This is a genomic window from Mesorhizobium sp. M0678 (assembly GCF_040320505.1).
Lineage (GTDB): Bacteria > Pseudomonadota > Alphaproteobacteria > Rhizobiales > Rhizobiaceae > Mesorhizobium.
Genome location: NZ_JAMYPT010000025.1, coordinates 1 through 12,334, shown reverse-complemented (window position 1 = coordinate 12,334; position 12,334 = coordinate 1). Strand labels below are relative to the sequence as shown.

General features: G+C 62.3%; 10 protein-coding genes and 1 pseudogene. 6 read left to right on the top strand and 5 right to left on the bottom strand.

Features of this window, described 5'->3' with window-relative positions:
* Positions 1-783: 783 nt before the first annotated feature.
* The 6 genes and pseudogenes from NKI29_RS28530 to NKI29_RS28505 all read left to right on the top strand — a co-directional run bounded on the left by NKI29_RS28530 (position 784) and on the right by NKI29_RS28505 (position 7,259).
* A pseudogene (locus tag NKI29_RS28530) lies at positions 784-1,667 on the top strand (sugar phosphate isomerase/epimerase family protein).
* A gap of 251 nt (positions 1,668-1,918) precedes the next feature.
* Positions 1,919-3,151 (top strand): ROK family transcriptional regulator, encoded by a 1,233-nt coding sequence (locus NKI29_RS28525; protein WP_352726273.1) that lies wholly within the window; start codon positions 1,919-1,921, stop codon positions 3,149-3,151.
* 258 nt (positions 3,152-3,409) lie between these two features.
* Entirely contained in the window at positions 3,410-4,411 is a 1,002-nt protein-coding gene (locus tag NKI29_RS28520; RefSeq protein ID WP_352569190.1) for a tagatose kinase, read from the top strand.
* A complete protein-coding gene (locus tag NKI29_RS28515) occupies positions 4,408-5,721 on the top strand; it encodes a D-tagatose-bisphosphate aldolase, class II, non-catalytic subunit (RefSeq protein ID WP_352457868.1) in 1,314 nt (437 codons plus the stop codon). Before NKI29_RS28520 ends, NKI29_RS28515 begins: the two co-directional genes overlap by 4 nt.
* Positions 5,718-6,446 carry an SDR family oxidoreductase gene (locus NKI29_RS28510; RefSeq protein WP_352569006.1) on the top strand — a complete coding sequence of 243 codons (729 nt, stop codon included), beginning with the start codon at positions 5,718-5,720 and terminating at the stop codon, positions 6,444-6,446. Before NKI29_RS28515 ends, NKI29_RS28510 begins: the two co-directional genes overlap by 4 nt.
* A gap of 39 nt (positions 6,447-6,485) precedes the next feature.
* Entirely contained in the window at positions 6,486-7,259 is a 774-nt protein-coding gene (locus NKI29_RS28505) for an SDR family NAD(P)-dependent oxidoreductase (RefSeq protein WP_352569005.1), read from the top strand.
* 435 nt (positions 7,260-7,694) lie between these two features.
* Here the strand turns inward: NKI29_RS28505 and NKI29_RS28500 are convergent, their stop codons facing one another.
* From NKI29_RS28500 to NKI29_RS28480, 5 genes are read right to left on the bottom strand one after another with little or no spacing between them, the layout of a single operon-like run.
* Entirely contained in the window at positions 7,695-8,732 is a 1,038-nt protein-coding gene (locus tag NKI29_RS28500) for an ROK family protein (protein WP_352457866.1), read from the bottom strand.
* Positions 8,732-9,454 (bottom strand): ribulose-phosphate 3-epimerase, encoded by a 723-nt coding sequence (locus NKI29_RS28495; RefSeq protein WP_352457865.1) that lies wholly within the window; start codon positions 9,452-9,454, stop codon positions 8,732-8,734. The genes NKI29_RS28500 and NKI29_RS28495 overlap by 1 nt, the downstream gene beginning before the upstream one ends.
* Positions 9,451-10,284, bottom strand: coding sequence for an alpha/beta fold hydrolase (locus NKI29_RS28490; RefSeq protein WP_023680303.1), 834 nt, complete (start codon positions 10,282-10,284; stop codon positions 9,451-9,453). The genes NKI29_RS28495 and NKI29_RS28490 overlap by 4 nt, the downstream gene beginning before the upstream one ends.
* Positions 10,284-11,102, bottom strand: coding sequence for a sugar phosphate isomerase/epimerase family protein (locus NKI29_RS28485; RefSeq protein WP_352457864.1), 819 nt, complete (start codon positions 11,100-11,102; stop codon positions 10,284-10,286). The genes NKI29_RS28490 and NKI29_RS28485 overlap by 1 nt, the downstream gene beginning before the upstream one ends.
* Positions 11,102-12,178, bottom strand: a complete 1,077-nt coding sequence (locus NKI29_RS28480) for a Gfo/Idh/MocA family protein (protein ID WP_352457863.1) — start codon at positions 12,176-12,178, stop codon at positions 11,102-11,104. The genes NKI29_RS28485 and NKI29_RS28480 overlap by 1 nt, the downstream gene beginning before the upstream one ends.
* Between the last annotated feature and the right edge of the window lie 156 nt (positions 12,179-12,334).

Sequence of the window (12,334 nt, the reverse complement as noted above, 5' to 3'; positions counted from 1 at the left end):
GTAACCTTTGATACGTCATGGCAGGCATCACGCTGGTCGTTAGCCCCACTGCCAATGCGGCAAGGCCTATTCCGAGTTCATGTCTCATCTTTCACTCCTCCAAAGAATCTTGAATGTCAGTCCGTCATTTCGCAGTCATGGCAATGTTCCTTCTCGCCAGACCGGAAACCTCCTGGCCATCAAAGGCATTGTGGGGGCCCCGCCTCCGCGATTTCCTCCAATCGGCCCGGTGGCGCCTCCCGGCTTGATCCAAATTTAAGACGCCAACGCACGGGCACTGGCCCTATGAAGATTCATCGCTTTTCGTGCCCGCACCCGAGCAGAAAACTCCCCTCAGGTGCCGGCCTTGGGAGGCAACATTTTCTGCTGTTTCGAATTGCCGGCTTGGTCTCAACTCACGGACCGAGTTGGCCATATTCATGCGAACGAGCACAGAAGAGCGCTATCAGCCCATCTGTCGCGAAGAGCGGAGAAATTGGATCAGGGCAAGTTAATTTCCTCCTCCACGTTTCGCTGGTTGGCAGCGTTATATGTTGTTCTTGGCAACAAATTAAACGGTACGGGAATTCTGTCAAGCCAAAAAACCCGCCGAGGCAACGGCCCCGGGATTCCGCGTATTATCCTCTGCATATTTGCGTGAATGATGCTCGATCCGGTTAGGAGTTGCCGCGCGCACAAGCATTGGTTGCGCCGTCGAGGACCTTGACATTTGTCACGATGGGGGCATTTTTGTTGTCATTGTCAACATTTATAGAGTCGCCAGTACCCAGGAGGAAACAGCCGATGCGCAGATTGGGCATTCATTCGTTCGTATGGACCGGCGGTGGCACTCAGGCCATGCTTGAAGAAGCGATGGAGAATTCGGCTGCGTGCGGTTACCGGCTGATCGAGTTTGCGTATCTTCAACCCGAAAAGTTCGACATCCATCGCCTCGCCAAGAAGGCTCAGTCGTTAGATCTCGAATCGCCCTCACCATGGGCCTGCCCTTGGGCGCCGATGTGTCGAGCGAGGACGGCGCTGTCGTGAAGGCAGGTGAGGAATTACTCGCGAATGCAGTCGCGGCGGTGCGGGACATCGGCGGCACCAAGCTCGGGGGCATTCTCTATTCCGCGCATACGAAATACTCGACAATGCCGAGTGATCGCGGCCGCAAGAACAGCATTGCAGCCATTGCCAAGACGGCTGACGCAGCAAAGAAGGCCGGCGTCGATCTGGTCCTGGAGGTCGTCAACCGGTTCGAGACGAATCTCTTGAACACGGCGGCTCAGGGCCTCGACTTCATCAAGGCGACCGGCTCCGATCACGTCACGCTCCATCTCGACACGTTTCATATGAACATCGAAGAGGCCAATCCAGCGGCGGCCATTCGTCTGGCCGGCGACAAGATCGGCTATTTTCACATCGGCGAAAGCAATCGCGGCTACCTCGGCGATGGAGTGATCGATTTCGATCGCATCTTCGACGCGCTGCTAGACATCGGCTATAACCGCGACATCACCTTTGAATCGTTCTCCAGCGCCGTGGTCGATGAGGGTCTGTCCCTCGCATGCGCCATATGGCGCGATACCTGGACCGAGAACATGCCGTTGGCAAAGCACGCCAAGGCCTTCATCGACCTGAAAATGCAAGAGGCGGTTCGTCGGCGAACGACGAATGCCCGTCCATAAGTCGAGGATAATCTGATTGTGCGGCAGTGCGGACCCTCTGCCTAAGGCGCCCTGCTCCGCGGTCTTCAGCGCTGTAGTGCTGCGGTTTTTTCGCTGTTCATCGGCAGCCTCGGATCCGTGAGACAGAAGCTTCGGGGGATGCGCGTTCAATAAGATCGCGCCAGTTGCTGCACGCCTGCGCGGCGTGTACCAAGTGAGCGCGTTGTGGTTGCGTTCGGCTTGCGGACCGCAGGTAACCTGGAGAGACCTAAGTGAATGACCCGGCGCTGACCGCCAGTTCAAATCGCAGGATTCGACAAAACAATGAAGTGGCGGCTCTAAGAGCCCTTCATCAATTTGGACGTCTCACTCGAGCCGAACTCGCGCGCAAGTTACGGCTTAACCGCTCTTCGTCGGGGCATATCATCGCGAGCCTGACGGCTGACGGTCTGGTGCGCGAAGCAATTGAGGATCTGCCTGAACAAGCGGGCTATGCCCGAGCCGGCCGTCCCGGCATCATGCTGGAGCTTGTGCCGGATGCTATTTTCTTCCTTGGGGTCGAGATCGGTGTCGAGCATATCAGTACGGTAGAGATCGATCTTGGAACCAATATCGTTTCGACGAATGTGGAACCGTTTGATGGTCCGTCGATCAGCGTAGAGGCCGCGGTCGACCGCGCCGTGAGGCTGGCTCTCCAATCTATTCCTGTGTCAAAACTGGAGCGATGTGAAGGCGTTGGCGTATCAACCCCGGCGCAAATGGATAAGAATGGCTTCGTCCACTTTGCGCCGCTTCTCGGCTGGCGAAATGTTCACCTTGCAAAGCTGGTGAGAGACGCCCTGCCGATTCGTGTTCCGGTCCTTGCCGAGAACGATGCCAACGCATTCGCGATCGGCGCGACTTACGGGCGCAGCGAGGTGCATTCCGGCGTCACGCTTTTTCTCGTTATGGAGAGCGGTGTCGGCGGCGGAATTATCGTTGACGGCAGCCTTTTTCGCGGCGCCAACGGGCTGGCGGGGGAGATTGGGCACTTGATTATCAGCGACGCGCCAGGCCCGCGCCGCAATCTCGAACAACTAATCGGCCTTGAAAACATTATGGCCGATTATCGCAAGACCTCCGCCCTCAGTGATCCGACATTCGGCAACTTCCTTTCCGATGTCCAAAACCGGTTGCCCAGCGCCGTCTCAACAGCCGAGGACTGGGCAAGGGCTTTGGCAATAGGCCTGGTGCAGACTTGCCGAATCATCGACGCCGACAAGATCGTGCTAGGCGGTTCGGTCGCCGCACTCTATCCCTTGATGGCTGCCAGGGTCGCTGCACACATCCATGCCATACAGGAATCCAGTTTCCCGTTCCCATCGATCACAATGAATGATGAAGGAACTGTCGGTTCCGCCTTCGGTGCGGCCTGCATGTTACATCAGCGATACTTGTCTCTGCAAAGCCAGCGTTTCGCCGACGGTACGGCGGAACTCGAAGGGGCAGAGGAAGACGAAGACTAATGTCCAGGTTCGGCACTGCCGAACCGATGCTGCTGCTCGGGCTACCCGTCTGATCGCGATTTAGAACGCCATTGTGGCGTGTCCGTCTCGATTGATTAATATGTTGCATAAAGCGACAAACAGAATTAATGTAGCCTCTGGAGGAGCATCCCGCATTCCCATCGTGGCCGTCTCGGGTTGTCGTTCGCTGTGGAGCGAGCGGCCGCAACCTCCAGGCGCGTGCTCCAGTCAAAAGATGTGCGCTAGCCGAGTTGTATGATGCCCGCAGATGCGATTTTAAGTCAGACCAAGCTCGCACCCAACGCACTAGGGCCGACGGTGGTCATCGGCGAGATCCTGGTGGAGATCATGGCTAAAAGTCGCGGCGACGGCTTTCTCGAGCCGATAGAGCTTATCGGCCCCTTTCCCAGCGGCGCGCCGGCGATTTTCATCGATCAATGCGCCAAGATCGGCGGGTCGGCGGCAATTGTCGCCTCGGTCGGCGATGACGATTTCGGCCGCATCAACATCGAGCGGCTCCGGTCTGACGGCGTGGACGTATCGGCCATCTCGGTCAGCCAGGATTATCCGACCGGAAGCGCGTTTGTTCGCTATCGCAATGACGGCTCGCGCGACTTTGTCTTCAACATCGGAAAATCGGCGGCGGCCCTGGTGAGCCTGACGGTTGAAGCGAAGGCGCTCTTCGAGCGGGCTGGACACCTCCACGTCATGGGTAGCGCTTTTGCCATCCCGGGTATCTGGGAGACGATGGATTATGCCATCGGCGTCATCAAGCGGCGCGGCGGCTCCGTTTCACTTGACCCGAACTTGCGCAAGGAATTGCTCGGGCTCGGGCAGACGCAGGAGCGCTTCGCCAAGCTCGTCGATGTCGCCGACCTTATCCTGCCCTCCGGCGACGAATTGTTCATGGCAGCTGGAGTTGATGGTGAATCTGCCGCGGTCATCGCGCTCTTTGGGCGCAGTGTGACAGAGATTGCGCTTAAACGCGGCGAACACGGATCAACATTCTTCGGTGCTGACGGCTCGCGTATTGATTGCTCGGCGTTCAGGGTTGCGGAAATTGATCCGACGGGCGCTGGCGACTGTTTCGGCGGCGCTTACGTCGCTTGCCGCCGTCTCGGCATGCCTGTGTTCAAAGCCCTAGAGTATGCCAATGCCGCGGGAGCCCGCAACGTTACTATTCAAGGTCCGATGGAAGGTGCCGCCTCGCGTCGGCAGCTTGACGAATTCATCGCCGTGACCCCGAGAAACGCTCGATGACCGGTCTCCTCAAAAGCCTGGCGGCGGCGCGGCGCAATGGTTCGCCGATAGGCGTCACGTCTGTCTGCTCAGCGCATCCATTGGTCATTCGGGCAGCAGCGCGCAATGCTGCACGCTTCTCCGACATGCTTGTGATCGAAGCAACCTGCAACCAGGTCAACCAGTTCGGTGGCTACACCGGAATGCTGCCCAGCGATTTTGTTCGTCTCGTCCAGCACATATCGGCAGAAGAAAAGCTTCCGATGGAAAGGATCATCTTCGGTGGGGATCACCTTGGGCCAAATCCGTGGCGCGGGGAACATGCCGGCGCAGCGATGGCGAAGGCAGAAGAGATGGTCACGGCGTACGTGTCCGCCGGCTTTCGAAAGATCCACCTCGATGCTTCGATGGGATGCGCCGGCGAGCCTGCCGCGCTCGACGACGCCAGAACGGCGGAGCGTGCAGCGCGGCTGGCCTTGGCGGCAGAGCGCGCGGCGCGCGCCGCAGGAGATGAGGCCCCGGTCTACATCATCGGCACCGAGGTGCCGACGCCCGGCGGCGCCAACCATGCAATCAGCGACATTGAGCCGACCAGCGTAGCGGCGGCGACGCACACGATCGATGTTCATCGCGACCTGTTCCTGAAGCAAGGCTTGGCCGATGCGTTCTCACGCGTCATCGCACTGGTGGTCCAGCCCGGTGTGGAGTTCGGCAATGAGAATGTGGTCCTTTACGATTCCGCCAGGGCACGCGGGCTGACGCGGCTGCTCGAGCAGGAGCCTGGCCTGGTCTACGAGGCGCATTCAACCGACTACCAGGGACGAACATATTTGCGCCAATTGGTCGAGGACGGCTTCCCGATCCTGAAAGTGGGGCCGGAATTGACCTTCGTCCTGCGTGAGGCGCTCTACGCGCTGGACCTTATCGCGACCGATCTTTTGCCTGACTACGGAGCCCGTCCACTCTATCAGGCCATGGAGCGATTGATGCTGGCCAAACCCGGCAATTGGCAGGGCCACTATCACGGCTCGGAAGCCGAACAGCGCATCCAGCGCCACTACTCGTTCTCGGACCGCATCCGGTATTACTGGAACCAGCCGGAGGCGGAAGCAGCGGTCGCGAGCCTGACCGCGGCCCTGCACGGCAAGACGGTGCCGCTCACGCTGTTTCGCCAGCATCTGCCCGCATTCGAGGCGTTTGCAGGCAAACCGCTCGAGCCTACCTCGTTACTGATCGCCTCGATCCAGCGCAGCCTGGACGAGTACCGCTTCGCCTGCACGGGCGAGGCACTCAACACCGAAAGCAACCCGACGGCTGGAGGACGAAGATGAGCGAACAACTCTCTGGAAAGGTCATTGCAATCACGGGCGCGGCATCGGGTATCGGCCTTGCTTGTGTCCGTGGTTGTCTCGATGCTGGCGCGCGGGTGGTCCTGATCGACTATGCGGATGAGAAACTGCGCAGCCTGGCTGCTGATCTCGGCGAGAACGCGATTCCTTTGAGGGTGGATCTCACCAATCCGGAAAGCGTGGCAGGCATGATGCCCGGCATTCTGGACAAGGTCGGTCACCTCGACGCCTTCCATGCCAATGCCGGCGCCTATATCGGCGGCGATTTCATTGATGGTGATCCGGACGCCTTTGACGGGATGCTGAACCTGAACGTCAATGCCGTATTCCGAACGGTCCATGCGGTCCTGCCGCACATGATCGAGCGGGGCACGGGAGACATTGTCGTCACCAGTTCCGTTGCCGGCCATACCGCAATACCATGGGAGCCGATCTACACCGCTTCCAAGCACGCAGTTCAAGCGTTCGTCCATGCGCTGAGGCGACAGGTGGCGAAGCACGGCATCCGTGTCGGCGCGATCGCCCCCGGACCGGTACTGACGCCCCTCGTCGCCGACTGGCCGAAGGAGAACCTCGACCGGGCGATGGCGGCCGGAAATCTGTTTGAGCCGAAGGAAATTGCCGAAGTCCTGCTGTTCATGCTGACCCGGCCGAGAACGGTGACAATTCGCGATATCGTCATTCTGCCGACCAACTTCGACATTTGACACGTAGCGTCTCGGCATCGAAATTCGGGGAGGTAGGCCATGTATCAAGCGCGCTTCAGGGTGGACAACGAGATCGCCGTGGTGACCGGCGGAGGCAGAGGTATTGGCCTCGCATGCGCCGAAGCGTTGGGCGAGTCCGGAGCGCATGTGGTCATCATAGAGCCCGACGAGCAGATCGGCAGTGCTGGCAGGGATGCACTGACTGCGAAAGGCTACTCGGCCGAGCTGATGCTCGGTGACGTCACTTCGTCAACAAGGATGAGCGAGATTGCTGACACGCTCGCCACTCGGGGCACGCCGGCTTCGATTCTCGTCAACAATGCCGGCGTCGGCAGCAGCGGCATTTCGTCGGAAGATATCAGTGATGAACTCTGGCTGTGGATGATGAACGTCAACATCAACGGCGTCTTCTGGTGCTCGCGCGCTTTCGGCCGCCACATGATCGCGGCCGGCCGCGGCTCAATCGTCAATCTGGGTTCCATGTCGGGCACGATCTGCAACCGGCCGCAGCCGCAAACACCTTACAATGTCTCCAAGGCGGCCGTGCATCACATGACCCGCTCGATCGCCGCCGAATGGGCGCCTCATGGCGTGCGGGTTAACGCGGTGGCGCCAACCTACATCGAAACGCCGATGGTCCTGGCGATTCCGGAAAACGCGCCGCGTATAGAAGCGTGGTTGCGAGACACGCCAATGGGCCGCATGGGCCAGGCGCACGAAGTCGCCAGCGCTGTCCTGTTCCTCGCTTCCGACGCGGCCAGTTTGATGACCGGAGCCGTCGTACCCGTCGATGGGGGATTTACGTGCTGGTAGGACCGTAGCAGCCAAGAGTTTCCTCCCGGTCACTTCTCTCACCGAAGCTCGAGCTCGAGAAGGTGGATGCGGCTTCGGCCGCCGGCACATCGCCTTAGGTAACCTCGGCGCCGATCGCAGCCAGCGCGAACCACGTCGAAATCCTTGTCCCCAACCAACAGTCGAGCCGCCCGCCAGGCACCGCCGACCAATGTAGATCGGCAATCTGTCAGCAAAATTAATGACGCCTCCGCACGGGCGACGCTGGCCGAGCCCTGCTTCGAACGGTCATGCCGCCGCTGGGCAGTTCGCAGTCTCGCCGCGACTACCAGAAGGCTTGTATGCGCCCATTGCGATGGCGCGCACCTCCAGCGGTGTAGTCGAGCAGAGTCGCCTGGTCGTGGACTAATGACCTCGACGGATCTGTAGGATTTGCGCACGCCGCTCAGCTTGAGCTCAGCCATGGCTTGCCTCCCGGGCACCGGCACGTTTGGTCGTGTCGTTGTTGTTTTCGTCATCTTGCGCCATCGCCAGCGGCGCGCCTGGTTCGCCTTCCCACAGGATCAGGCTGGCGGCGCCGATCAGTCCGGCCTGATTGCCGAGTTGCGCCGGCACGATGGGTACGTCCCGGTAGGCGGGCATCGCCCGCTGCTCGACGACCGCCCTGATGCTTGGAGCCAAGAGGTCGAAACCGTTGGCGAGACCGCCACCCATTACGATCAGGTCCGGCGAATAGAGATGAAGCAGATTGGTGAAGCCGATGCCCAGCCAATTCGCCTCCGCCTCGATGAGTGTGCGCGCGCGCCCGTCGCCTGCACGCGCGGCATCGACCACGTGCCTGGCCGAGATGTCGCCGTCGGCCGAAAGGCGCCGCAGCAGCGAGCCGTCGCCCGGCGCCGTCAGCGCCGTGGCGCGCCGCCCGAGCGCGGTTCCGGAGGCGACCGCCTCGAAGCAGCCGACGGCGCCGCAGAAGCAGCGGTCTCCTTCGCCGGTGATGGTCATGTGGCCGATCTCGGCCGCCAGCCCGCGCCGGCCATGATAGACGTGACCCTCGGCAACGACGCCACCGCCAATGCCAGTCGACACGGTGACGAACACCATCGACCCGGTGCCACGCCCGGCGCCGAAGCGCCATTCGCCGAGTGCTGCGGCATTGGCGTCGTTCTCCAGCCGCACCGGCAGACCGAAATACTTGCCGAGAATGTCGATCAAGGGCACATCGTGCCAGCCAGCCAGTGTCGGCGGTGCGATCACGATCCCGGCCTTGGGGTCGAGCGGCCCCGGTGCGCCGACGCCGATGCCGGCAACCTTGGCCTGTGGGTGCTGTGTCAGAAGGTCCCCGGCCAGCGCGATGATCTGGCCGATCACCGCTTCCGATCCCGCGATCGCCATCGTCGGGGCCGAAACATGGGCGATCACGTGGCCGCCGCTCTCGACCAGCGCGCCGCGCAGCTCCGTTCCGCCGAGATCGAAGGCAAGCGCAACCTTTGTCATCAGGCGGCAATCTCCAGCCCATGCAGCCAGGCCATGCGCTGCGCAAGGTCGGGGTCGCCGAATGCCAGCGATCCGAGCACCACGGTTTCGGCGCCGGCGGCGCGCAGGCGGGGCACCGTTTCGTGGCGGATGCCGCCATCGGCAGCCAAGATGATTTCGTTCTCGCGACCTGCTTTTCGCATCAGCGCCCGTGCCTCGATCAGGCGCGGGCCGGCCTGGTCGGACAGGCTCTGGCCCTTGACGCCGATGGATGTGCCGAGAAGCGTCACGAAAGCCACTTGCGACAGGAAAGGTTTGACCGCGGCCACCGGCGTTTCCAGTCTCAGCACCACCCCGGCCTCGACGCCGAGCTCACGCGCCAGCCGCACGGCGCGTAGGCCGGCCTCGCCGTTTTCCGCATGGACGCTGACAAGATCGGCGCCGGCCTCGATGAATTGGCGCGCCTGCTCCTCGACGATCTCCGCTTCAACCATCAAATGCACATGGATCGGCTTTGCCGTCAGCATGGCAATCCGCGCCACCAGGTCCGGAAAGAACAGGAAGCCGGGGGTGAAGCGGGCGTCCGCGACGTCGATGTGGTGGAGGTCGACAAACGGATCTATGCGCTTCAGGTCGCGCTCCATATTGGCGAGGTCGGCCGACCACAGCGAAAACTCGCCGAGCAGCCGGTTGCGCGGAAGGGCGGCGATGGCAGCGGGGCCGGACAGGGATTTGGTCGTCATAACGGGACAAGGCTCCGGATGTTGAAGTGAGCGCGAAGGAAGGTCGTGATCTCAGCCTGCAGCTCGGCGAAATGCCTGACGCTGTCGAGCGCCTTGGGAGAGATTTCCGCAAAGGTTGCGCCGGGGATCGCCGTGGCAAGCGTGCGCGCAGCCGGCAGCGGATGCACCGCATCCATGGCGTTGCCGATAACCAGCGTGGGGACGCCAAGGGCAGCGGCGTTGCTTTCAGAAACGCCCGGTCCGTCGGCGGCGATGTCGGCGAGGACCTGCGCGAATGGCGCGGCGTCCGGCCGGTCGAAATAGCCGAATAATGAGGCGAGATTGTCGGGCGCGTGGCGCTGCAGGCGCTCGGCGGTTTCCGATTGCGCGAAGATCGTCCTGGCCTTGTCGGGGCCGTGGTCGAGGATGAGGCCGGCGACCTCGGCGATCGGCCGCAGGTTCACCGGCGCGCTGTCGAAAATCCAGGCCGGGCGTACAAGCAGCAGACCCGCGATGCGGTCCGGGTGGCGACAGGCAAGGCGCAAGGCAATGGCGGCGCCCATGGAAACGCCGCCGGCGACGAAACGGTCGAGACCGGCTTGATCGGCGGCGGCAACAACATCGTCCGCGAACATGCTCAGGGAAAACGGACGGCGGCTGCCCAGTCCGGAGGCGCCGTGCCCGCGGCATTCCAGCGTGATGCGCCGCAAGTCGGCACCGGCCGGGAAAGCCTGGGCGATTTGCGCCTCGCCGCCGCCCAGCCCATGCTGGAAGACGACGGCAAGCCCGTTGCCATTATCAGAAATCCGAAGCGTGGCGTCGTCGCGAAGCAGAGCGGCCAGGCGCGCCATCAGGTCAGCCCCATCAGGAAGCGAGCAACCCCTGGTGCCTCTTCGGCCGAGAGGCCATGCGTGACCAGCGGCCCGTCAAAGCCTGATGACTTCAGCCTGGCGACGAAATCCGGGAAATCGACGACGCCCCTGCCGGCGGTGGCAAAGCGCCCGTCGGCGAAGCGGTCCTTGGCATGCGCCATGGCGACGTGGCCGGCAGTGCGTTCGACGGCGGCGGCCACGATGGCGCTTGCTTCCTCGGGGCTCGCCTGTTCGAACAGGTTGGCCGGATCGAGCACGACGCGCAACCGCTTCGAGCCCATCTCGGCGATGAGGCGCATCGCATCCTGCGCCGAGGTTACGATGTTGGCCTGTTCGGGCTCGATGCCGAGATCGACGCCATGACGCTCGGCGAGTTGAAGCGCCTTTTCGATCTCGCCTGCCATGTCGTCCCATGCCTCACGGTCGGCGTTGTCGGGGTGATACGCCCACTGATCGTCCGCGTTGCGCGTTCCCGTGCACAGGGTGACGAGCGGAACAGCAAGGGACGCCGCGGCCTTGATGACCACGCCAAGCCGGCGCATGCCGTCGTCGCGCACCGCTTTGTCCGAATGGGCCATATTGTAGGTGCCCGACAGCGCCACCAGGGCGACGCCGGAGGCACCGGATGCTGCCGCGATGGCGCTGATGGCACCGTCAGGTACCGCGTCCGGCATCGACGGCAGGCCGGCGCAGGCAAGATTGAACTGGGTGACGGCAAATCCCGCGTCGCGCACCGCCGCCAGCACGCCGGCCGGCTCGCTGCCCGGGAAGGTCCTGGCGAACACCCCGACCTGCATCAGACCGCTCCCGTGACGGCAGCGATCTCGACGCGCAGCCCGCTCTCCACCGAGCGGGCGATCGCCACCATGGCGCGGATCGAGGCGAGGCCGTCCTCGACATCGGCGCCGCGCAGCGGCGCGCCGTCGAGGACCGTGTTGGCGAGGCCTTCGAGTTGCCGCCTGAAGAAATGGCCGTCAGCGCCAAGCGGCTTTCGCGCCGTCGCATCCTTCTCGTGAAAGATGTCGACCTCGCTCGCTCGGAAATACCAGGGATTGAAGGTCTTTGCGATCACGGAGCCGTTCTCGCCATAGAGTTGAAAGCCTTCGTGCCAGTCCATGCGGACGGCGACGGTGAGGTCGAGATGGCCGAGCGCGCCATTGGCGAATTCAGTTTCGACGAACCAGCAATAGGCGCCGAAACGCTCATTGAGGCGGGCGCGCACCGCGACAATCTCGCCGCAGAGGAAGCGTGCTGTATCGACAAGGTGCGAGCCGTGCGCGAGCATGAAATACTGCCTGAGGTCGGCCTTCGGATTGCCGGCCGGCTTCTTTGCCAGCTTGCTGGTGACGGGCAGCGGCTGCACCGCGTCGGTGTTGGTGTAGCGATGCGTGGAATCGCAATACCAGGCCTTCAGCGCCAGGATTTCGCCCATCTCGTCGCGGACGAAATCGCGCGCCGCTTCCAGTGCCGGGTCGAAGCGCTTCATATGTCCGACCTGCAGCACCTTGCCGGAGCGCTTAACCGCATCGGCGAGCGTCTCACCTTCCTCGACCGAGACGCCGATCGGCTTCTCGCACAGCACGTGCTTGCCGGCCTCGAGCGCCTTGATCGACATCGCAACGTGATAGGCGTCCGAGGTCGCAACGATCACCGCTTCCAGTTCAGGGTCGGCGAGCATCTCATCGTAGTCGCCATACATTTTTTCGGGCTCATAAGTCGCGCCCATGCGCGCCAGCAGGTCGGGAGCGGCATCGCAGATCGCATAGAGGTCGGCATTCCTGGCTTTCACGCAGGATTCCAGATGGGCAAATTGCGCGATCGGCCCGCAGCCGAGCACACCGACACGTAGGCGACGGTCTTGCTTGCGGATCATGGTCTCTTCCTCAGGCGCCGTAGCCGCGCATCGTCTGGCGGTTGGTCTTGACCGCGGGCCCCCCGGGCGGCGGCGCCGGAGCGGTTATCGAATACAGCAACAAACCCGCAATAAAGCGCGGGGCTGACAGGGGGGAGTCGGATCCCCGCCGCGGAT